18 protein-coding genes are annotated in these 22,253 nt (G+C 72.0%); 9 read left to right on the plus strand and 9 right to left on the minus strand.

Translation table 11 applies throughout. The features are described from left to right. Positions 1-88 precede the first annotated feature (88 nt). Complete coding sequence (locus ACGF0J_RS01880; RefSeq protein ID WP_393141825.1) at positions 89-1,402, plus strand: LVIVD repeat-containing protein; 1,314 nt, start codon at positions 89-91, stop codon at positions 1,400-1,402. 21 nt (positions 1,403-1,423) lie between these two features. Here ACGF0J_RS01880 and ACGF0J_RS01885 read toward each other — a convergent pair whose 3' ends face one another. Beyond that, positions 1,424-2,350, minus strand: a complete 927-nt coding sequence (locus ACGF0J_RS01885) for an RDD family protein (RefSeq protein ID WP_393141322.1) — start codon at positions 2,348-2,350, stop codon at positions 1,424-1,426. Between the two features lie 51 nt (positions 2,351-2,401). Here ACGF0J_RS01885 and ACGF0J_RS01890 point away from each other — a divergent pair, with 51 nt between their 5' ends. Beyond that, the gene (locus ACGF0J_RS01890; RefSeq protein ID WP_393141324.1) at positions 2,402-3,394 is read left to right on the plus strand and encodes a stage II sporulation protein M; all 993 of its coding nucleotides are present in this window, start codon (positions 2,402-2,404) and stop codon (positions 3,392-3,394) included. Between the two features lie 15 nt (positions 3,395-3,409). Here the strand turns inward: ACGF0J_RS01890 and ACGF0J_RS01895 are convergent, their stop codons facing one another. From ACGF0J_RS01895 to ACGF0J_RS01915, 5 genes are read right to left on the minus strand one after another with little or no spacing between them, the layout of a single operon-like run. Further along, positions 3,410-4,783, minus strand: a complete 1,374-nt coding sequence (locus ACGF0J_RS01895; protein WP_393141326.1) for a DUF58 domain-containing protein — start codon at positions 4,781-4,783, stop codon at positions 3,410-3,412. Next, positions 4,783-5,763, minus strand: coding sequence for an AAA family ATPase (locus ACGF0J_RS01900; RefSeq protein ID WP_393141328.1), 981 nt, complete (start codon positions 5,761-5,763; stop codon positions 4,783-4,785). Before ACGF0J_RS01900 ends, ACGF0J_RS01895 begins: the two co-directional genes overlap by 1 nt. Further along, positions 5,753-6,931: a DUF4350 domain-containing protein gene (locus ACGF0J_RS01905; RefSeq protein ID WP_393141330.1), complete on the minus strand. Its 1,179-nt coding sequence runs from the start codon at positions 6,929-6,931 to the stop codon at positions 5,753-5,755. Before ACGF0J_RS01905 ends, ACGF0J_RS01900 begins: the two co-directional genes overlap by 11 nt. Further along, positions 6,928-7,575 carry a DUF4129 domain-containing protein gene (locus ACGF0J_RS01910; protein ID WP_393141332.1) on the minus strand — a complete coding sequence of 216 codons (648 nt, stop codon included), beginning with the start codon at positions 7,573-7,575 and terminating at the stop codon, positions 6,928-6,930. The genes ACGF0J_RS01905 and ACGF0J_RS01910 overlap by 4 nt, the downstream gene beginning before the upstream one ends. After that, positions 7,572-8,810 carry a glycerophosphoryl diester phosphodiesterase membrane domain-containing protein gene (locus ACGF0J_RS01915; protein WP_393141334.1) on the minus strand — a complete coding sequence of 413 codons (1,239 nt, stop codon included), beginning with the start codon at positions 8,808-8,810 and terminating at the stop codon, positions 7,572-7,574. The genes ACGF0J_RS01910 and ACGF0J_RS01915 overlap by 4 nt, the downstream gene beginning before the upstream one ends. Before the next feature lie 254 nt (positions 8,811-9,064). Here ACGF0J_RS01915 and mtrA point away from each other — a divergent pair, with 254 nt between their 5' ends. The 6 genes from mtrA (at position 9,065) to ACGF0J_RS01945 (ending at position 16,239) form a co-directional block, all read left to right on the plus strand. Next, entirely contained in the window at positions 9,065-9,742 is a 678-nt protein-coding gene (gene mtrA / locus ACGF0J_RS01920; protein WP_043620615.1) for an MtrAB system response regulator MtrA, read from the plus strand. An 18-nt stretch (positions 9,743-9,760) separates the two neighbouring features. Next, positions 9,761-11,506, plus strand: coding sequence for an MtrAB system histidine kinase MtrB (gene mtrB, locus ACGF0J_RS01925; protein WP_393141336.1), 1,746 nt, complete (start codon positions 9,761-9,763; stop codon positions 11,504-11,506). Beyond that, positions 11,493-13,271: an LpqB family beta-propeller domain-containing protein gene (locus ACGF0J_RS01930; RefSeq protein ID WP_393141338.1), complete on the plus strand. Its 1,779-nt coding sequence runs from the start codon at positions 11,493-11,495 to the stop codon at positions 13,269-13,271. Before mtrB ends, ACGF0J_RS01930 begins: the two co-directional genes overlap by 14 nt. A 123-nt stretch (positions 13,272-13,394) precedes the next feature. Beyond that, positions 13,395-14,075 carry a ComF family protein gene (locus ACGF0J_RS01935; RefSeq protein WP_393141340.1) on the plus strand — a complete coding sequence of 227 codons (681 nt, stop codon included), beginning with the start codon at positions 13,395-13,397 and terminating at the stop codon, positions 14,073-14,075. 626 nt (positions 14,076-14,701) lie between these two features. Continuing rightward, positions 14,702-15,376 carry a ribosome hibernation-promoting factor, HPF/YfiA family gene (gene hpf / locus ACGF0J_RS01940; protein WP_393141342.1) on the plus strand — a complete coding sequence of 225 codons (675 nt, stop codon included), beginning with the start codon at positions 14,702-14,704 and terminating at the stop codon, positions 15,374-15,376. Positions 15,377-15,540: 164 nt separating this feature from the next. Further along, entirely contained in the window at positions 15,541-16,239 is a 699-nt protein-coding gene (locus tag ACGF0J_RS01945; RefSeq protein ID WP_393141344.1) for a response regulator, read from the plus strand. Here ACGF0J_RS01945 and ACGF0J_RS01950 read toward each other — a convergent pair. Then, entirely contained in the window at positions 16,232-17,449 is a 1,218-nt protein-coding gene (locus ACGF0J_RS01950; protein WP_393141346.1) for a winged helix-turn-helix domain-containing protein, read from the minus strand. The two genes, ACGF0J_RS01945 and ACGF0J_RS01950, sit on opposite strands and share 8 nt — an antisense overlap. 326 nt (positions 17,450-17,775) lie before the next feature. Further along, the gene (locus ACGF0J_RS01955) at positions 17,776-18,036 is read right to left on the minus strand and encodes an HGxxPAAW family protein (protein ID WP_393141348.1); all 261 of its coding nucleotides are present in this window, start codon (positions 18,034-18,036) and stop codon (positions 17,776-17,778) included. Between the two features lie 226 nt (positions 18,037-18,262). Here ACGF0J_RS01955 and secA point away from each other — a divergent pair, with 226 nt between their 5' ends. Then, on the plus strand, positions 18,263-21,052 hold the full coding sequence (gene secA, locus ACGF0J_RS01960) for a preprotein translocase subunit SecA (RefSeq protein ID WP_393141350.1): 2,790 nt from the start codon (positions 18,263-18,265) through the stop codon (positions 21,050-21,052). A gap of 244 nt (positions 21,053-21,296) precedes the next feature. Here secA and ACGF0J_RS01965 read toward each other — a convergent pair whose 3' ends face one another. Continuing rightward, a complete protein-coding gene (locus tag ACGF0J_RS01965; protein WP_393141352.1) occupies positions 21,297-22,136 on the minus strand; it encodes an alpha/beta fold hydrolase in 840 nt (279 codons plus the stop codon). Between the last annotated feature and the right edge of the window lie 117 nt (positions 22,137-22,253).

Genomic DNA, 22,253 nt, shown 5'->3' on the forward strand with positions numbered 1-22,253 from the left:
ATTCCTGTCATAGTGGGGGCCGCTGTTTCTCTTTCCCCCTAGCAGGAGGTCCTCTGTGGCGTCCCGGATCGGCCGGACCCTGACGTTGATGGGAGTGGTGCTCGCCCTCACGGCGTCACCCGTACAGGCGGCTGACGACGGCAAGACCAGCCCCAACGTCGAGCACGTGGCCAACGTCCCCAAGCAGGCGCCCTTCGACGCGGCCGACGACGCCTACGGCACGGACCTGGCGTTCCAGGGGCACTACGCCTACCAGGGCAACTACTACGGGTTCACCGTCTACGACATCAGGAACCCGGCCAAGCCCAAGGTGGTGAGCCGCGTGAGCTGCCCCGGCGCGCAGAACGACGTCTCGGTCCACGGCGACCTGCTCTTCCTGTCGGTGGACGAGACCATGCGCGACGACTCCTGCAAGGGCGAGCCCGGCAACGTGGCCTCCTCCTCGTCATGGGAGGGCATCCGCATCTTCGACATCTCCCAGAAGACCCGGCCGAAGTACATCAAGTCCGTCAAGACCGCCTGCGGCTCGCACACGCACACGCTCGTGCCGGACACCACGGGCGCGTCGGTCTACCTGTACGTGTCGTCGTACGGCCCCGAGGCCGCCTTCCCCGGCTGCAAGCCCCCGCACGACCGGATCTCCATCGTCAAGGTGCCGCTGAACAGGCCGACCGCCGCCAAGGTCGTCGCCACGCCGGTGCTCTTCCCCGACGGCGGCAACGAGGCCCAGGAAGGGCTCCTCGCGCCGACCAGCGGCTGCCACGACATCACCGTCTACCCGCGCAAGAATCTCGCCGCGGGCGCCTGCATGGGCGACGGCGTGCTCATCGACATCTCCGACCGCGAGCGTCCCAAGGTCACCGCCACGGTCACCGACGAGAACTTCGCCTTCTGGCACTCGGCGACGTTCAACAACACCGGCGACAAGGTCGTCTTCACCGACGAGCTGGGCGGCGGCCTCGGCTCCACCTGCACCAAGGCGGTCGGCCCCGAGCGCGGCGCGGACGCGATCTTCGACATCGAGAACGGGCAGCTCGTCAAGAAGGCCTACTACAAGATCCCGCGCGTGCAGACCACGTCCGAGAACTGCGTGGCACACAACGGCTCCCTCATCCCGGTCAAGGGCCGCGACATCATGGTCCAGGCGTGGTACCAGGGCGGCGTGTCCGTGTGGGACTTCACCGACTCGGCCGCCCCGAAGGAGATCGGCTACTTCGACCGCGGGCCGATGCGGCCACGCAACTTCGGCGGCTCCTGGTCGGCCTACTACTACAACGGCCACATCTACAGCAGCGACATCCAGCGGGGCCTGGACGTGCTGCGCATCACCGACCGGCGCACCGACCCGGCCGCCAAGGTGCGGATGAAGGCGCTGAACGCCCAGACCCAGACCGGGTTCTGATCCCCACGGGCCGCCCGCCGCTCAGGCGGGCGGCGCGAACCCGCCCGAAGTGGGCCGCGGCGGCTCCGGCGCCGGCCCGGAAGGGCCGGCCTGCCGGAAGGGCGGCTGCGGGAAGGGCGGCGCGGGCGGCGGTGTCGCAGGGGCGGACGGCCAGGGCGGCCCCTGCGGGGCCGACGGCTGGAGATGGGGGGCGTGGCCGGACACGCGCCGGGCGAGCCGCTCGTGGTCGCGCCTGCGGCGCTCGGCCAGGACGGCGCTCAGGTAGGCGTGCGGCGGCACCCCCGGCGGAGCCGGCGGCGAGACGAACGCCGCCACCTGGGTCGCGATCCGGACCCCCATCTCGTGCTGGACGTGCGGCGCGAGGTCGTGCCAGCGCATGAGGTACTGGCGGGCGGCACCCGCCACCTCCTCCGGCAGCCTCGACAGCTCCAGCCGCGTCGCCCAGGAGGCGAGCGGCGGCGGCATCACGATGGCCTGCCCCGTCTCGCGCGGCCCCCGCTCGGAGATCACGATCGTGCCGGCGAAGACGTCGCCGAGCCGCTTGCCGCGCTGGGAGACGAGCGACGAGATCAGCGCGGGCGCCCCGGACAGCAGCCAGAACTCCACCACGCCCGCCAGCCCGCGGAACAGCGCCTGCCTGAACCGCTCGGGCCCGCCGTCGTCGCTGACCACCCGCAGCCCCATGGCCAGCTTGCCCAGGCTGCGACCTCTGCTGACGGTCTCGAAGATCACCGGATAGCCGACCAGCACCAGCACGCTGAGCACGATCGACACCGCCGCGAACATCGCCGGGTCGGAGATCACCGAGAACGCCTGGAGCACCACGTAGGACCCCACCAGGACCGTGAACTGCACCGCCATGTCGATGACGAGCGCCAGCGCCCGCGACGGCATCTGCGCCACCCGCACCTCGACGACGACGGCGTCTCCGGTCACAACCTCTGACATACGTGGAGCCTAACGGCAAAGGCCGGTTGCTCGACCGGCCAGAATGGTCGGGTGGACATCGATGCGTTCGTCGCGGCACACCGCCCCGTCTGGGACCGGCTGGAGCACCTGGTCAAGCACCGCTCGTCCCTGACCGGAGCCGAGGTGGACGAGCTGGTGGACCTCTACCAGAGGGTGTCCACGCACCTGTCGATCGTCCGCTCCGCCTCGACCGACGCGATGCTGACCGGCCGGCTGTCCGCGCTGGTGGCCCGGGCCAGGTCCGCTGTCACCGGCGGCCGCGCCCCGGCCTGGCGGGAGTTCGGCCGGTTCTTCACCGTGTCGTTCCCCGTGGTGGCCTACCGGGCCCGATGGTGGTGGCTGGTCACCGGGCTGGCGTTCGTCGCGGTGTCGTGGGTGTTCGGGGCGTGGGTGGCCGGCGACCCGGCGGTGCAGGCCTCGATCGCCACCCCGGAGGAGATCGAGCAGCTCGTCGAGCACGACTTCGCCGACTACTACTCCGAGAACCCCGCGGCCTCCTTCGCCAGCCGGGTCTGGGTCAACAACGCCTGGCTGTCGGCGCAGGTCATCATGTACGCGATCCTGCTGGGCCTGCCGATCCCGTTCGTGCTGTGGGCCAACGCCGCCAACGTGGCCGCCGCCGGCGGGCTGATGGCCTCCCGCGACAAGCTCGACGTCTTCTTCGGGCTGATCATGCCGCACGGCCTGCTGGAGCTCACCGCCGTGTTCCTCGCCGCAGCCGTCGGCATGCGGCTGGGCTGGACGGTGATCGACCCCGGGCCGCGCAGGCGCGTCGAGGTGCTGGCCGAGCAGGGCAGGGCCGTGGTCAGCGTGGCGCTCGGGCTCGTCGTGGTGCTGTTCGTGTCGGGGCTGATCGAGGCGTTCGTCACGCCGTCGGGGCTGCCCACCTGGGCGCGGATCGGCATCGGGGTGCTCGCCGAGGTGGCCTTCCTCGCGTACGTCGTGGTCTTCGGGCGGCGGGCCCTGCGCCGGGACGAGACCGGCGACCTCGAACGCGCCCCCGACGTGGCGCCGAGCGCCTGACGGCCCCGGAGACGGTCAGAGCCGCCCGGCGGCCTTCAACGCGAGGTAGGCGTCGGCCAGGGCCGGTGCGATGTCGTCCGGCGGCGCGTCCACCACCTCCACCCCGTGGCGGCGCAGCCGCGCCGTCATCCGCCTGCGCGCCAGCCGCGCCTGCTCGGCCGCGGCCGCGTCGTACACCTCCTCGGCGGTGCCCCGCCCGGCGGCCATGGCGGTCACGAGCGGGTCGGAGACGGCGGCCACCAGCACGAGGTGCCGGGAGGAGAGCTGCGGCAGCACCGGCATGAGCCCCTCGTCCATGGCCGCCGGGTTGAGGTCGGTGAGCAGCACCACCAGGCAGCGCCGCTTGGCCCGCGACAGGATCGCGGCGACCATGCCCTGCGCGTCGGCCTCGACCAGCTCGGCCTCGATCGGCGCCATCACGTTCACCAGCGACGTCAGCAGCTCGGTGCGCGAGGCCCCGGCCACCCAGGCCCGCACGGCCCGGTCGTAGGCCAGGAAGTCGACCCGGTCGCCCGCCCGGCCGGCGAGCGCGGCGAGCAGCAGCGCCGCGTCCATCGACCAATCGAGCCGCGGCCAGCCCGGCACGGGCCGGGTGTCGGGCGCCGCGAGCAGCCCCCCGCCGCCCGCCGCCGCCCCGGCCAGCGGGATCGGCGCCTCGCCGACCCGGCCCGCCGAGGTGCGGCCGGTGTCGAGCACGATCAGCACCCGCCGGTCGCGTTCGGGCCGCCAGGTGCGGACCACGACGTCGTGCCGGCGGGCCGTGGCCCGCCAGTCGATGGAGCGCACGTCGTCGCCCACCACGTACTCGCGCAGCGAGTCGAACTCGGTGCCCTGGCCGCGTACCAGCGCCGGATGCCGGCCGTCGAGCTCGCGCAGCCGCGCCAGCCGCGAGGGCAGGTGCTTGCGTGACAGGAACGGCGGCAGCACCCGCACCGACCAGGGCGAGCGATGGGTGCCCTGGCGGGCGGCCAACCCCAGCGGCCCCAGTGAGCGGACGGTCACCGCCACGGACTCCCGGTCGCCGCGCCGGGTCGGCGTGAGCGTCAGCGCGAGCCGGCGCCGCTCGCCGGCCGGCACGTCCAGCTCCGCCATGCGGGGCGCCGCGCCGGCCGACGGCGGCCAGGCGTCCCTCAGCACGCCGCGCACCCGCCGGGAGCCCGGATTCTCGACGACCAGCTCGACCGTGACCGACTGGCCCAGCCGGACCAGCCTGTCGCCCGAACGGTGGAAGCGCAGCGGCCGCACCGCGCCCGCGAACAGCAGATCCACCACGACCGCGGCGACCAGCAGCAGGCAGACCCCGGCCAGCGCGGCACCCGGCCGCGGCGCCAGCGCCACCACCACGATGCCGAGCGCCGCCAGCAGCCCGGCGCGTCCCGTCAGCGCCATCAGCGCGGAACCGGGACCGAGGCGAGGATGCCGTCGAGCACGCCGTCGGCGCTCGCCCCCTCCAGCTCCGCCTCGGGCCGGAGCTGCACGCGGTGCCGCAGCGCGGGCCGGGCCAGCGCCTTCACGTCGTCGGGAGTGACGTACGGGCGGCCCGACAGCCACGCCCACGCCCGCGAGGCGGCCAGCAGCGCGGTCGCGCCACGCGGGGACACGCCGAGCTGCAGCGCCGGCGAGCTGCGGGTGGCCCGCGCCAGGTCCACGATGTAGCCGAGCACCTTGGGGGCCACGTGCACCCCGGCCACCGCCTCGCGCCCGGCCGCCAGGTCGTCGGCGGTGGCGACCGGCTTGACCTCCGACAGGTCGCGCGGGTCGAAGCCGAGCGCGTGCCGTTCGAGGACCGAGATCTCCTGCTCGCGCGGCGGCACCGGCACGGTCAGCTTGAGCAGGAACCGGTCGAGCTGCGCCTCCGGGAGCTGGTAGGTGCCTTCGTACTCGACCGGGTTCTGCGTCGCGCACACCACGAACGGGTCCGGCAGCGCCCGCGCCTCGCCCTCGACGCTGACCTGCCGCTCCTCCATCGCCTCCAGCAGCGCCGCCTGCGTCTTCGGCGGGGTGCGGTTGATCTCGTCGGCGAGCAGCAGGTTGGTGAACACCGGCCCCTCGCGGAACTCGAACCGGGCCGTCTTCGCGTCGAAGATCAGCGAGCCCGTCACGTCGCCCGGCATCAGGTCGGGCGTGAACTGCACCCGCTTGAAGTCGAGCGTCAGCGCCGCCGACAGGGTCCGCACCATCAGCGTCTTGGCCACGCCGGGCACGCCTTCCAGCAGCACGTGCCCCCGGCACAGCAGGGCGATGACCATCCCCGTCACCACCGCGTCCTGGCCCACCACGGCCTTGGACACCTCGGCGCGCAGCGCGCCCAGCGCCTCCCTGGCCGCGTCACCACGGGTGGCCGCGAACGGGGTCCCCTCAGAGTTCACCGATCGTCCTTTCAACGGAGTCCAAGTATCGGGCCAGGGCCACGAGCCCGGCGTCGTCGGCGGGCGCGGGGCCGTACAGCGCCGCGTCCACCTGCTGCGCGTCCAGCCCGGCCCGTACGGCGACGGCCCCCACCACCTCGTGCCGCACCGCGCCCGAGCCCAGCCCGAGCCGGGGCACGAGCCGGTCGACCGCGCCGGCCCGCAGCGCCTCGGCGGCCCTGGCGCGCGCCCGCCTGGCCCGGTACAGCCGGCCGCGGCCCTCGACGGTCTCGGCGGCCCGCACCACCACCGGCAGCCGTTCGGTGACCACGGGGCCGAGCCGCCGGCCCCGCCACAGGGCCACGACGAACACGGTGACGGCCGCCATGCCGACGGCCCACGGGACGCCGTCGGGCATCAGGTCGTACAGGCTGGCCCCCTCGGGCCCGGCCAGGTCGCCGGTCGGCGGCGTCTCGGGCTCGACCAGCCAGGTGACGGCCTTGTTGGCGCCGACCAGGTTGAGCGCCAGCGCGGCGTTGCCGTCCTCGGCCAGGCGCTGGTTGGTCAGGAACGCGCCGCTGCCGACCACCGTGGTGGTGCCGCCGGCGTTGGGGAAGCTGACCAGCGTCCACCCCTCACCCGCCGGGTAGCAGCCGGTCGCGCCCGGCGGGGCGCGGAACGCCGCGCCGCCCAGGTAGGCGCTGCCGGCGGCGGTCGCGGCGGGCAGCCGGCACGCGGGCTCGCGGGAGCGCTCGCGGGGCGCGCCGGGCAGGCTGCGCACGCCGGGCGCCAGGTCGTCGAGGCCGTACAGGTCGCCGACGACGAGCCGGTCGCCCTGGATCGCCGCCAGGCGCACCTCGTCGAAGGCGGTCACGTCGGTGATCAGCAGCAGCCGGCCGCCCTGCGCGGCCCTGGACGCCGCGACGGCCACGGAGTCGACCCGCTCGACGGTGACGCCGCGGGTGCGCAGGAGCTGGGCCAGCGCCTTGGCTCCGGCGAGCGAGGTGTCGTCGGGGTCGAGCGGGCGCGTGGCGCGGTCGCCGGAGGCGAGCAGCACGCCGGCGACCGCCGTCGCCACGATGAGCACGCCCAGCAGGACGGCGACCCGGACGGACCGCCAGACCGAGCGGACGGTGGGGGAGGCGGAGACCGACTCGCGGCTGTCCGCCGGGCGCATGTCGACGCTCACGCCGCGCCTCCCTGGGCGCCCGCCGCCGCGGCCTCACCGGTGAGTGCCGCCGGCCTGGCGGCGCGGAGGCGTTCGTCCAGCGACGTCATGGCGTCGTAGGCGGCGCGGGTGCCGGGGACGCCGCCGTAGGTCACGTCGTCGAACGAGCGGGCGGCGGCGGCCAGCTCGCCGGCGAACGCGGGCAGGGCCAGACCCGCCTCGGCGCTCAGCTCGTCGGCCGTGCGGCCGGGCAGCCCGTCGACGAGGGCACGTTCCTCCAGGTCGCGGGCGATGGCGCGGAGCCGTTCCTGGACGGCCTCGGTGTAGCGGCCCTGGGCGGCCAGGTCGGCGGCGGCCTGACGGTGCTCGGCCGCGCTCATCGCGCGCTCGCCGAACAGGGCGGCGGCGGCCCCGGCGTTACGGCGCGAGGTGCGCCGCAGCTGCCAGCCGACCAGCACGATGACGGTGAGGACGAGCAGCGTGATGACCACGGCGGCGATGACGCCGCCGGCCGTGCCGCCGCCGGTGGCCGCGTCCATCAGGTCGCCGAGGAACTGCTGGACGTGCCGCCAGATCCGGTCGAGCAGGGGTTCCTGCTCGTAGGCGGGCTTGAGGAGCTCGTCCGCCGCCCGGCGGGCGGCCTCGTCCCTGCCGATCGGGGTCACGATCCGGCGGAGTTGGACGGGTGCCAGAGGTCGTCGGCCGAGGAGTGCACCCAGCCCTGGCGCTGCTGCTCGATCGCGGCCGTCTGGAGCACGAGGTCGAAGGCTTCGCTGCGCATCCGCCGGTCGGCGTACAGGAGCCCCGCGACGCCCGCCTCGAACGGATAGGTGATCATCGCGCCGAGCGTGCCGCCGACGGCGGTCAGCACGCCCGCCAGGATGAGCGTGCCGACGCCGCCCCCGCCCAGCATGCCGAACAGGGTGCCGGCGATGGTGAACGGCAGTTGCAGGATCGAGCCGATGAAGCCGACCAGCAGTGAGGTGAGCAGCAGGATGCCCAGCACCCGCCAGAAGCCGCCGCCCACCAGCGTCCAGGAGCGGCGCATCGCGTCGAGCGGTCCGCGGCTCTCCAGCACCACGGCCGGCGCCGCGAACGCGAAACGCGTCCGGAAGAACAGCACGTAGCAGACGTAGAACACCATGAACAGGAGCAGGCCGGCCACGCCGGCGCCCGGCGGCATGGAGCCGCCGGAGGCGACCAGCGCCCAGACGATGAGGACGACGACCACCAGGGGCGCCAGCAGGATGGCGGCCTGCAACGCCACCACGGCGAACAGCGCGGGGACGCGCCCCCGGGTGAGCCGCCACGCCTCGGCGGCGGTCATGTTGCCGCCGAAGACGGCCCGGCCGAGGATGCGCGTCAGCACCCCGGTCAGCATGGTCACCACCACGAAGCCGACGGCCAGCGACACGAGCGGCCCGCCGAACTGCGCGAGGAAGCCGCCGGGGAGGTCGCCGGGATCGGCGGCCGGGTCGGCCATCGCCGCGGCCGTCGCGTCGAGCAGGAACACGTTGCCGATCGAGACCGGCACGGCGGCCAGCAGCGCCGCGACCGCCGACAGGCCGAGGACGGCCTTGGGGTTGGACCGGATGAGCTTGATGGTGCCGTCGAGGATGTCGCCGAGGCCCAGCGGGCGCAGCGGGATGATGCCGGGGCGCAGCGCGGGCGGCGGCAGGTAGCCGTAGCCGGGCTGCTGCCACTGCTGCGGGGGCGGCGGGCCCTGGGCGCCGTGACCGGTGCCGTGACCGGGGCCGTGACCAGGGCCCGCGCCGGGGGCGGCGGGCGGGTGGAGCCCCGGAGCGGTCCACGGCGAAGCCTGCGGAGCGCCGTAGGGCGGGGGTTGCTCGACCGCCCACCCCGGCGGAGTCTCGGGCGTGGGGCCGTGACCGTCTGACATGTGTCCATCCTGGCACGGGGGAACGGAGCGTGGTGTCCTGCGGGTGATCCCTTGCATACTGGGGCGAACCGGGTCAAGGATCTCATCGGGGGATGGCCGAAAGTCGGTCGGTTACCGCAGACTGAGGTGCGATCCTGTTGCCAGTCTAAAATTCGCCTCTTGAAGGTCTCGTGTCTCACACATGGGCACACCAAGGGTAACCTTCAGCGGTCGTGCGGGTATGTCCCACAATGCGAAGAACGGGATGAGGGGCCATGAAAGGTCGTGTGCTAGTCGTCGACGACGATGCCGCCCTTGCCGAGATGCTCGGCATCGTGTTGCGCGGGGAAGGCTTCGAGCCGTCCTTTGTCTCCGACGGCGACAAGGCCCTGGACGCGTTCCGGGACACCCGCCCGGACCTCGTGCTGCTCGACCTCATGCTGCCGGGCGCCGACGGCATCGACGTCGCGCGGCGGATCAGGGCCGAGTCGGGGGTCCCGATCGTCATGCTCACCGCCAAGAGCGACACGATCGACGTCGTGCTCGGCCTGGAGTCGGGCGCCGACGACTACATCGTCAAGCCGTTCAAGCCGAAGGAGCTCGTCGCCCGGGTGCGCGCCCGGCTGCGCCGCACCGACGAGCCGACCCCCGAGATCCTGCAGATCGGCGACATCACCATCGACGTGGCCGGCCACTCCGTCAAGCGCGGCGAGGAGACCATCAACCTCACGCCGCTCGAGTTCGACCTGCTGGTGGCGCTGGCCCGCAAGCCGCGCCAGGTCTTCACCCGCGAGGTGCTGCTGGAGCAGGTCTGGGGCTACCGGCACGCCGCCGACACCCGCCTGGTCAACGTCCACGTGCAGCGGCTCCGCGCCAAGATCGAGAAGGACCCCGAGCACCCCGAGATCGTCGTGACCGTCCGCGGCGTGGGTTACAAGGCCGGGCCCGCCTAGCCCGCCGCCCGACCGGCCATGCCTGCGACACGGACCACTCGGCCACGCAGACGGACACTGCGCCAGATCCTCGGCGGTGTCCGCCGCCGAACGCGCCGTGCCGCGGGCACCCTGCGGCGCGTCTGGCGCCGGTCCCTGCAGTTGCAGGTCGTCACCAGCACGCTGGTCATCTCCGTGACCGTGGTCGTCGTGCTCGGCGTGTTCCTGTCCGACCAGATCAACAAGTCGGTCATCGCCGGCCGCCAGGCCTCGGCGGCCAGCGAGGCGTTCGCCGACCGCGTCCAGATCGAGGACGCGCTCAACCGCACGCCCGACGAGCAGTCGCCGCCGGCCACCTCGGGCAAGAAGATGCCGGTCAACCAGCTCGACAGCGTCATGGACAGCATCACCGGCTCCGTCGAGGACGGCTCCAAGAAGCGCTACGAGGTCCTCGTACTCAACCAGGCCGCGCCCGCCGCGTCGCGCGCCTCCGGCAACCTCACGCCCGCCAACGTCCCCGAAGGGCTGCGGCAGGGCATGGAACGCCAGGTCGGCAAGATCCCGGGCGACAAGCCGCAACGGCACCAGGCGCTCATCCGCTTCGACGGCGAGACGCAGCCCCGGCTCACGCTGGTGATCGGCGGCCTGGTCACCCCCGAGACCGGCGGCGTCTACGAGGTCTACCACTTCTTCCCGCTCAGCGAGGAAGAGCAGATGCTGTCCAACGTCCGGCTCGCCATCGTCGTGGTGGGCTTCGGACTGGTGCTGCTGCTCGCCGCCATCGCCTACCTGGTGGCGCGGCAGGTCGTCACCCCGGTACGGCTCGCCCGCCAGGCCGCCGAACGCCTGGCCGCCGGCAAGCTCGACGAACGGCTCAAGGTGCGCGGCGAGGACGACCTGGCCCGCCTGGCGACCTCGTTCAACGAGATGGCCGGAAACCTCGCACTCAAGATCCACCAGTTGGAGGAGCTCTCGCAGGTGCAGCGCCAGTTCGTCTCCGACGTCTCCCACGAGTTGCGCACCCCGCTGACCACCGTCCGGATGGCCGCCGACCTGCTGTACGACTCCCGCGAGGACTTCGAGCCGATGGCCGCCCGCTCCGCGGAACTCATGCAGGCCCAGCTCGAACGCTTCGAGGCGATGCTCGCCGACCTGCTGGAGATCAGCCGCTACGACGCCGGCGCCGCCACCCTCGACCTCGACCCCGTGGACGTCCGCGACGTGGTGCTGCGCGCCATCGCCGACTCCGAGGCGCTGGCCGAACGCCACTCCACCCGCTTCGAGCTGCGGCTGCCGAACGAGCCGTGCATGGCCGAGATCGACAACCGCCGGGTCGAGCGCATCCTGCGCAACCTGCTCTTCAACGCCATCGAGCACGGCGAGGGCCGCGACGTCGTGGTGACCGTGGGCGGCGACCGCGACGCCGTCGCCGTGGCCGTGCGCGACCACGGCATCGGCCTGAAGACCGGTGAGGAGACCATGGTGTTCGACCGGTTCTGGCGCGCCGACCCGTCACGGGCCAGGACCATCGGCGGCACCGGCCTCGGCCTGGCCATCTCACGCGAGGACGCGACGCTGCACGGCGGCTGGCTGCAGGCGTGGGGACAGCCGGGCGAGGGCTCCCAGTTCAGGCTGACGCTGCCGAGGACCGCCGGAGCCGACCTCAAGGGCTCCCCGCTGCCGCTGGTGCCGCCCGAGATCGAGATGCGCCGCACCTGGCGCGGCCACATGACCCCGGTGCTGCTGCCGGCGTCGGGTGACGGAGCCGTCCGTGACGAGGTCTAGACGTCTCCTGGCCGCCCTGGCCGCCCTCACGCTCGCCTCCACCGGCACGGGCTGCGCGGTGATCCCGGTGGGCGGGCCGTTCCCCATGGAGGAGGCGGGCGGCGGCGACGAGCTGACCCGGCCGTTCCAGCGCATGATCGCCGTGCAGCCGCGGGACGACTGGGACCCCCTGCAGGTGGTGGAGGGCCTGCAGGCCGCGATGGCCGCCTACGCCGACGACCCGGCCGTGCTGCCCCACTACCTGACGCCCGAGGCGGCCAAGGTGTGGAAGCCCGACGGCCCCGTGACCGTGATCGGCAACTCGCCGAAGTACCAGTACGAGAGCAAGGCCGGCGGCAACGAGGTGGTCATCAAGCTGGTCGGCACGCACGTCGCCCGCATCGAGGCCGACGACACCTACGTGCCCGCGCCCGGCGCCGCCCCCGACATGCAGGTGTTCTTCACGCTGGTGAAGAACCAGAAGGGCGCCTACCGCGTCAAGTCGATCACGGGCGCCACCGGGCTGCTGCTCACCGTGGACGACCTGACCCGCGCCTACCGGCCCACCAACCTCTACTTCCTGGCCGGGCCGCCCGGCACCGACCGGCTGCTGCCCGACCGGCGCCTGGTCGTCGACCGGGTGTGGCTACGGGTCAAACCCACCGAGAACTTCGCGCAGACCATCGTCAGGCGCCTGCTCGAAGGTCCGAGCAGGGCGCTGCACGCCGCGGTGGGCAGCGTCTTCCCGCAGGGCATGAGCGTGCGATCCGTCAGGTCGGCCGAAGAGCGCGTGGTCGTCGACCTCAGCGGGCCCATCGACCCCGAGGGCGTGTTCGCCGACGGGCTGCAGGCACAGCTCAAGTTCAGCCTCAACGACAACCAGATGGCCAACGGCCGGCCCATCGAGGTGCAGCTCGACGGCGAGCCGTTCTACTCCTCCGAGTCCCTCGTCGTGCCCGCCAACCTGCGCGAGGGCGAGGACTGGTTCGACAACAACAACGCCCGTCCCGCGTACTTCACCAGCAAGGGCGCCATCCACACGCTCAGCGACGGAGCGGGCAACGCCGTCCAGGGGCCCGCCGGGCGGCCGAGCGAGTTCCGCGACATGGCGATGTCCGGGACCGCCGACCTCGTCGCGGCCCGCGGCAAGGAGGGCGCCGGCGGCATCTGGGTCACCCGCGTGGCCACCGACGGCCAGTGGGAGCAGTGGATCCAGGGGGCCGACCTGACCGCTCCGTCGTGGCGGCGCGACGGGACCCTGTGGACCTACGACCGCGCGAACGACACGGTGCTGCGCTGCCACCCGTCCGCGGGACGCGGCCCCGACCGCGTCGCCGCTCCCGGCCTCGACGGGCTCGACGTGACCAGCCTGCGCGTCGCCAGGGACGGCGTGCGCGTCGCGGTGACCATCGGCGAGACCGAGGTCCGGGTCGGCGCCATCACCGGCGGCGCCGGGTCACCCATGCTGGGCAACTTCCACACGCTCACCACCGTCGCGAACGAGAAGATCCGCGACATCGCCTGGCAGGACGGCGAGCGCCTGCTCGTGCTCGTGGAGAGCAAGGACGAGGAGGTGCAGAGCATCCGCGAGATCAACGTCGGCGACGGCGAGATCAAGCAGCTCCCCTCCCCGGGCAAGCGGCTGCGCGGCATCACGGCGCTGGGCGAGCGCATCCTGGCCGCCACCGACCAGGGCGGCGAGGTCCTGGAGTTCAGCAAGGACAAGCAGGCGTGGGTGTCGAAGGTCGCGGCCGAGGACACCCGCCCGTTCTTCCAACTCGGCTGACCCGCCGGCGACACGGCCCGGCCGCGTCTCGCTCGGCGGGTCGGGCCGCGCGGCGGGGCGGGCCGCGGGGCGGGGCGGGTTGGGCCGCGCGGCGGGGCGGCGGAAGTGTCGGTGGCGGGCGGCATGCTGGCGGATGTGTCCCGCGCCCTGCTCGACCTGCTCCTCCCGCAGCGCTGTGTGGCCTGTGGCGTCCCGGGGGAGCCGTTCTGCGGCCCGTGCCTGACCGGCCTCGCCGCACCGGCCCGCCGCCTGCCTGAGCCCCGGCCGGCGGGCCTGCCCGACTGCTGGTCCGCCGCCGACTACGCCGGGCCCGTCCGCCGGGCGCTGATCGCCTACAAGGAGCGCGCCCAGGTCGCCCTCGCGGCGCCCCTGGCCGAGGCGCTGGCGTTCACCGTGGCCGCCGCCGTCTCCCGCGGCCACCCGGCCGCGGGCGCGTTCGTCCTCGTGCCGGTGCCGAGCGCGCGCCGCACCCGCCGGGCGCGCGGCCACGACCCCGTCGGGCGGCTGGCCGCGCGGGCGGCCCGGCTGCTGTCCGCCTGGGGCCACCCCGCCGAGGCGCGCGCGGTGCTGGCGCCCGTCCGGCGCGTGGCCGACCAGGCGGGGCTCGACGCGCGCCGCCGGGCCGCCAACCTCGCCGGCTCGCTCGGCGTCCCCGGCCGCACCGCGCCCGGGCTGCCCGTGGTGCTCGTCGACGACCTCCTCACCACCGGCGCCACCCTGTCCGAAGCCGCCCGCGCGCTGCGCTCGGCCGGCTCCGAGGTGCTCCTCGCCGCGACCGTCGCCGCGACACGCCGGAGATCTTAAAAAGGATTACGGTCACGTTGGGTAAAGAGGGTGGACGCCGTAACCCCTCACCGGATGGTCACATGTCACTACCCACCGTGCAGGAGCTCCCCAGATCAGGAGCCACGCATCACCGGGACATAGCAGTTGGCCGACCATTGACTGGGACATCCTTCACCCCTGTCACACCGTACGAAAATCACGGAAAGTGATCCTTTGGGCAATCCGCAAGCTGACATTCGGGTCCGATCCGGATAGCGTTCTGACATGGCACCCGTTCGGGTCCGTGGTTGCGCAGAGCCGGGAGTCCCGGCTCTGCTAGCCGATGCCAGCCGCAGGCGAAACGGCCCACGTAAGGCGACTCTTCGTCGACCGATCACGGTGCGGCTTAGGGGTAAGTCCTGCCTTCCCGGGGGTCCAGATGTCCCCCGTCAGGAGAGAAGGCCAGTAGTGGCGTCAGAGCTGCGAAAGCCTCAGCAGGCGGATGTGGGGTCGAAGACCAGGTCGGCCGGACGGGTGCCTCCCGAGATCCCGGTGATGGAGCGTCGGAGAGGGGAACGGTGACAGAGAGGAAGACAGAAGACCCCGCCCGGCAGGCGCGTCGTCGGGCGCTCTTTCTCAGTCGTTAGACGAAGGGGGGCTGTTGCATGGACATCATCGTCAAGGGCCGGCACACCGGAGTGAGTGAGCGGTTCCGAGACCACGTGACGACCAAGCTGGCCAGGATCGAGCGTCTGGATAGCAAGCTCATTCGAGTCGATGTGGAGGTGTCGAAGGAACGCAACCCACGCCTCGCCGGACAGCGAGAGCGCGTCGAGCTGACCATTCACTCCCGGGGACCGGCCATCAGGGCCGAAGCCTCGGCGGACGACCGATTCGCCGCCCTCGACATCGCGATGGACAAACTCGAGGGGCGCCTGCGCAGGCTCGCCGACCGGCGCAAGGTCCACCACGGCAACCACTGCCCGCCCTCCGTGGCGGAGCTCACCGCGACGCTACCCGACGTCGATCTCGCGCCCCAGCAGGCCACGCTGGTCCCCGAGCAGGCCGAGTCCGAAGAGGACCAGCTCCCCGACGACAAGCAGTACGACGACAAGCAGTACGACGACATCGTCCCCATCGAGATGGAGGGCGACGGGCCGCTCGTCGTACGGGAGAAGTTCCACAAGGCGGAACCCATGACCATCGACCAGGCCCTCCTCGAGATGGAGCTGGTCGGACACGACTTCTACCTGTTCCGTGACAAGGAGAGCGGCCAGCCGTCGGTGGTCTACAACCGGCGCGGCTACAACTACGGCGTGTTGCGGCTCGTCGAGCCCTGATAGCGTCTTAAAAGATCTTCTCGACCGACCGAGGACCGCGGCACCCGTGCCATCATGGGCGGTCCGACGGCTCTGGCCCCCCGACGAGGAGGAGACGTGAGCGAGCTCAGTCAGGTGCACGTAGGCGAGCGGAGCGAGATCGCGAGGCCCGCCGAGGAGGCCTCGTGACCGAGCCCGGCGAGGCAGGCACGCCGAGAGGCGAGCCGATTCGCGTGCTGATCGTGGACGACCACGAGTTGATCAGGCGGAGTCTGGCGCTGGCGCTGGCGGCCGAGCCGGACATCGACGTGGTCGGCGAGGCGAGCGACGGGCAGGAGGCGGTCGAGCTGGCCGACCGCCTCATGCCCGACGTGGCGCTCATGGACGTGCGCATGCCCCGGCAGGACGGCATCGAGGCCACGAAGGGCATCAAGGCCTCGGTGCCGAGCACCCGCATCATCATGCTGACGGTGAGCGACGAGGAGGAGGACCTCTTCGAGGCCATCAAGGCCGGTGCCACGGGCTACCTGCTCAAGGACGTGCAGATCAACGATGTGCCGGCGGCGGTGCGCGGGGTGCATGAGGGGCAGTCGCTCATCAACCCCGCCATGGCCGCGAAGCTCATCAGCGAGTTCGCGAACATGAGCCGCAAGGAGGCCGAGCGGCCGCCCCAGCTGCCGGTGCCGCGGCTGACCGAGCGCGAGATGGAGGTGCTGCGCTTAGTCGCCAAGGGCATGAACAACCGGGAGATCGCCAAGCAGCTGTTCATCAGCGAGAACACGGTCAAGAACCACGTCCGCAACATCCTGGACAAGCTGCAGCTGCACTCGCGCATGGAGGCCGTGGTCTACGCCGTGCGCGAGCGCATGCTGGAGATCACCTGACGCCGGCCTCCAGGTGGGCGGCGAGGCCCGGGTCGGCCCGCTCGACCCGTACGGCGTCGCAGCCCACCCACTCGGCCGCCGACCACAGGGCGTCGCGCAGGGCGTCGGCCCACCTGGCGGCCGTCAGGCCGGGCTCCAGGCTGAGCTGGCGGGCCACCAGCGTGGTGCCGTCGCGGGCCGGATCCACCCGGCCGATGAGCCGGCCGCCGGCCAGCACCGGCATCGTGAAGTAGCCGTGCACGCGCTTGTGCCGGGGCACGTAGAGCTCCAGCTGGTAGGCGAAGCCGAAGACCCGCTCGGTGCGGCCCCGGTGCCAGATCAGCGAGTCGAACGGCGACACGAGCGTGCTGCGGTGCCGGCCGCGCGGCTCCGACTCCAGCGCCGCGGGGTCGGCCCAGGCGGCGCCGGAGACGGACCCGTTGACCCGGGCCTTGGCCGGCCACCCGGAGACCGTCACCGGGACCAGACCGGCGGCCCCACTGAGCAGGGCCTCGTCCAGGATCGCGGTGAACCGCCCGGTGAGCCGTAGAAAGTCGATCAGGTCGGCCCGGGTCGCGACGCCGAGCGCGCGGCCGGCGATGCCCGCGAGCCGGGTGACGCACTCCTCGTCGGACAGCTCCTCGGCCAGGAGGTCGGCGGGGACCACGCGCTCGGCGAGGTCGTAGACCCGGCGCCAGCCGACCCTGCGGGTGCACACCAGCTCGCCGATGTCGAGCAGCCACTCAAGCGCGATCTTGGAGTCGGACCAGTCCCACCACTCGCCCGCGCCCGCCTGACCGTTGCGCGCCGCCCGCGCGCCGCCCACGTCGGCGGTCGTCACGGGGCCCGACGCGCGCACCTGCTCCAGAAGTTGGTCGACGTGGTCGGGCACCTCGTGCCAGCGGAAGCGCCGCTCGCGGTAGGCGCGCCTTCTGAACGCGTAGAGCGGCCAGTGCTCGATCGGCAGGATGCAGGCGGCGTGGCACCAGTATTCGAAGCTGCGGGCCGGATCGTGCCAGTAGGAGCGCTCCACGGCGTCCCTGCCGACCGCGCCGAGCCGCGCGTAGGCCACCAGCTCGTGGGAACGCGCGAGCACCGAGATCGTGTCGAGCTGCACGGCGCCGAGCCTGCGCAGCATGCCGTGCGCGCCACCGCGGCGCCCGTCGGCGCCGAGCAGCCCCTGCGCGCGCAGGATGATCCGGCGCGCCTCGTCGGCCGTGAGGTCGGTCATGTCAGCGTTTCCCTGCGGATGTCCCTGATACGGCGAAGCATGCGGGGCATGCTAGCGGCGGCCACCGACGAAAACGCCCGGCCCCTGCCGCTCCGGAATGCCGGGAAGCGCTCAGGAATGCCGGGAAGGTGGCGCTCCAGGTGGTGAAGGCTGGAACTCGCCGTATCGGCCCGTGCCACCCCGGACCCGCCGCTGAGGGGTGTGTGACCGTGCGGGGTGAGCCGCGGGGGAGCCGTGAGGCCGCGGGCGGCCAGGCGGGGGTGAGTGCTCGCGGGCATGCCGGAGGCGGGCACCGAGGAGGAGCCGGTGCCCGCCGCGGTGCCGGGTCAGCGGTGGTCTTCGACCGACATGCCCACGCGGGGCGCGTCGATCACGACGTCGGAGAAGATGTCGAAGACGAGGGCGAGGATCCCGCCCACGACGAACACGCCCACGCCGACCCAGATGAGCGTCCAGCTCGCCATGGTCAGGCCGACTCCGCCCACGATGGTGCCGATCAGCATGACGGTGACGGCGAGCCACGAAGACGCGCGCCCGCCGTGACTGCCGAGATTCTCGGTCTGCTCCGACTTGACGCCCTCAACCATGACAATTCCCTTCCTTTGCCGGATATCCCGCTATTCGGTGCCAACCGGCTGTCAACCGGCATACCCTCTGCCTGGATACCCATTCTCCCAGACGCGGCCGGCGCCCCGGATGTCGCGGTGGCTGTGTCCGCTGGCGGAACCGCCTACCATGGCAACGGGGAAGTTTGTCTCGGCCTCTCCTCCTGGCGGCGCCGCCGGGGTAGACCTGCGAGGAGCTTTACATAAAGTGGCAGCCATTCTCGACAAGATCCTGCGTGCCGGTGAGGGCAAGACCCTCCGCAAGCTGAAGAGGATCGCAGACCAGGTCAACTCCATCGAGGACGACTTCACGAGCCTGTCCGACGCGGAGTTGCGCGCGATGACGGACGAGTTCAGGCAGCGTTTCAAGGACGGGGAGTCGCTCGACGACCTGCTTCCCGAGGCCTTCGCCACCGTACGTGAGGCGGCTCGCCGCGTCCTCGGCCAGCGCCCCTACGACGTCCAGATCATGGGCGGCGCCAACCTCCACATGGGCAACATCTCCGAGATGAAGACCGGTGAGGGCAAGACCCTCACCTGCACCCTGCCCGCCTATCTCAACGCGCTCGCGGGCAAGGGCGTCCACGTGGTCACGGTCAACGACTACCTCGCCAAGCGCGACGCCGAGAACATGGGCCGCGTGCACCGCTTCCTCGGGCTCGAGGTCGGCGTGGTGCTGTCCGGCCAGCAGGGCGACGACCGCCGCAAGCAGTACGAGGCCGACATCACCTACGGCACCAACAACGAGTTCGGCTTCGACTACCTGCGCGACAACATGGCCTGGTCGCTCGACGAGTGCGTCCAGCGCGGCCACTTCTTCGCCATCGTCGACGAGGTCGACTCCATCCTCATCGACGAGGCCCGCACTCCTCTGATCATCTCCGGTCCCGGCGAGCAGTCCGGCAAGTGGTACGCCGAGTTCGCCAAGATCGTGCCCCGGCTGCGCAGGGGCGTCGAGGCGAAGAACCCCGGCGAGGAGAGCACCGGCGACTACGTCGTCGACGAGAAGAAGCGCACCGTCGGCGTCCTGGAGGCGGGCGTCGCCAAGGTCGAGGACTGGCTCGGCATCGACAACCTCTACAAGCCCGAGCACACGCACCTGGTCGGCTTCCTCAACAACGCGCTCAAGGCCAAGGAGCTGTTCAAGAAGGACAAGGACTACATCGTCTCCGACGGCGAGGTCCTGATCGTCGACGAGTTCACCGGGCGCGTCCTGCACGGCCGTCGCTACAACGAGGGCATGCACCAGGCCATCGAGGCCAAGGAAGGTGTGGCGATCAAGGACGAGAACCAGACTCTCGCCACGATCACCCTGCAGAACTACTTCCGCCTCTACGAGAAGCTGTCCGGCATGACCGGCACGGCCGTCACCGAGGCCAACGAGTTCCACAAGACGTACAAGCTCGGCGTGGTGCCCATCCCGACCAACCGGCCGATGATCCGCAAGGACCAGGCCGACGTCGTCTACAAGACCGAGGACGCCAAGTTCGACGCCGTGGTCGAGGACATCAAGCAGCGCTACGAGGCCGGCCAGCCGGTGCTCATCGGCACGACGTCGGTCGAGAAGTCCGAGCGGCTGTCCAGGGCGCTCAAGCGCCGCGGCGTGCAGCACGAGGTCCTCAACGCCAAGAACCACGCGCGGGAGGCGACCATCATCGCCGAGGCGGGCCGCAAGGGCGCCGTCACCGTGGCCACCAACATGGCCGGTCGCGGCACCGACATCATGCTCGGCGGCAACCCCGAGTTCCGCGCCGACCTGGAGCTGCGCCAGCGCGGCCTGGACCCGGTCGACACCCCCGAGGAGTACGAGAAGGCCTGGCCGGAGGCGCTGGAGAAGGCCAAGGCGGCGGTCAAGGCCGAGCACGACGAGGTCGTCGAGATCGGCGGCCTCTACGTCCTCGGCACCGAGCGCCACGAGTCGCGCCGCATCGACAACCAGCTCCGCGGCCGGGCCGGCCGCCAGGGAGACCCCGGCGAGTCGCGCTTCTACCTCTCGCTCGGCGACGATCTCATGCGGCTGTTCAACTCGGCCCGCGTCGAGATGATCATGACGAGGCTCAACATCCCCGACGACCAGCCGATCGAGTCGGGCATCGTCTCCAAGGCCATCGCCTCGGCCCAGCACCAGGTCGAGCAGCAGAACTTCGAGATCCGCAAGGAAGTTCTCAAGTACGACGAGGTGATGAACCGCCAGCGCAAGGTCATCTACGCCGAGCGCCACCGGGTGCTGGAGGGCGCCGACCTGCACGAGCAGGTGCGCGGCTTCGTCGGTGACGTGATCCAGGGCTACGTGGCCGGTGCCACGGCCGAGGGCTTCGCCGAGGAGTGGGACCTCGACAAGCTGTGGAAGGCGTTCAGCGAGCTCTACCCGATCCAGATCACCGTCGACGCCATCGCCGAGGAGGCCGGCGGCCGCGAGGAGCTCACCGCCGAGTTCATCAGCGAGAAGATCAAGCAGGACGCGCTCGCGGCCTACGACCGGCGCGAGGAGGAGCTCGGCTCCGAGGCGATGCGCGAGTTCGAGCGTCGGGTCATCCTGTCGGTCCTCGACCGCAAGTGGCGCGAGCACCTGTACGAGATGGACTACCTGCGCGAGGGCATCGGCATGCGGGCCTACGCGCAGAAGGACCCGCAGATCGAGTACCAGCGCGAAGGCTTCGAGATGTTCGCCGCGATGCTTGAGGGCATCAAGGAGGACTCCGTCGGGTTCCTGTTCAACATCGAGGTCGAGGTTCAGCAGAACCCGATCGTCGAGGAGGAGGACACGGCCGTCGCGGAGACCCGCTCGATCATCGCGCGCGGCCTGCGCGGGCCGCAGCGTCCGACCGAGCTGGAGTACACCGCGCCGGGTGAGCAGGGCGAGGTCGAGCACACCCGCGTCCGCACCACTCCGGAGGAGCGGGCGGCCTACGGCAACGTCGAGCGCAACGCGCCCTGCCCCTGCGGGTCGGGCAAGAAGTACAAGCGCTGCCACGGCGACCCGAAGAACGCCGCCTAGCGCCCGACCTGGGCGGGCCCGAACGGGCTCGTCCGGACAGACAGCCAGACGACAGGCCCGCGCCGCACGGCGCGGGCCTGTCCGCTGTGCGCCGGCGGCCGTGGTCGGCTGTCCCCGGCGTCCGCGGCTGGGAGGGCCGCCGAGCAGGACCCCCCGCGGCTGGGACGGCCGCCGGGCCGGACCCCGCCGGGGGCTGTGCGGCACGCCGTCGGCGGGCCCCTACGGTGCTCGTCAGGCGTGCTCGTCAGGCCCGGAGGAACGCGGCGATCGGCTCGGTCTGGCCGAAGATGGCGTGACCGACGCCGGGGAGCACGTTCACGGTCGACCGCGACACGCACTCGCGGACGCGCCGCGCGGTCTGGCGGGAATCGAACATGGCGTCCCGGTCGCCGACGATGACGAGCACCGGCATGGAAAGGCCGCGCAACGCGTCGTCGGGGAACACCGGCAGCTTCTCCCTGCGCGGGTTGAAGTGCGTGAACGTCAGGACGACGGAGTCGAGCGCCTGCCGGTCCCGCTCGCCGTCCAGGCCGGCGACGGCCATCGCCGACTCGCGCAGTCCACCGCGTCGGAACAGGCTCGCCAGCAGGGCCTTGTAGATCCAGCCGACCTTCTGCCGGCCCACGCCGCCCGGGCACAGCAGGGCCAGGCGAGTCACTCGTGCCGGCCGGCGGATGGCGTAGTCCAGGGCCGTCCAGCCGCCGAGGGACGTGGCGGCGAACGCGGCGCCGGTGATGCCGAGCCCGTCCAGTACGTCGTCCAGCCAGAGTGACACGGCGTCGGAGCCCAGGACGGGGCGCGAGGGCGCGCTCAGGCCGGGCTCGCCGACGAGGTCGACGGCGTACGTGCGGAAGTGCCGGGACCAGGTGGTGATATCAGCACGCCACATCGAGGTGTTGGCGCCCGAGCCGTGCAGCAGCACCAGAGGCGGCGCGTCCCGCGGCCCGGAGACGAGGACGAACGTCTCGCCCTCGCGAGTCGGCACCCGCACCTGCTCCGCGGCAACCGGCCAGGTGCGCAGCGCCTGCTGGTAGTGGTCGAGCAGTTCGCGTCCACCCGCCTCGGACTTGTAGATCGTGGTCATGTCGCCCGCACCGCCGGCCGCGCGTCGAGCGCGCCGTCCGAGGCGGCGACCAGCGGTCCGTCCGGGTCGCGCACCAGCGGCGGAACCGCGGCTGCTACCTGCGCATCGTCAGTCATC

Source organism: Nonomuraea sp. NPDC047897, from assembly GCF_043204415.1.
In the GTDB taxonomy this organism is placed as follows: domain Bacteria; phylum Actinomycetota; class Actinomycetes; order Streptosporangiales; family Streptosporangiaceae; genus Nonomuraea.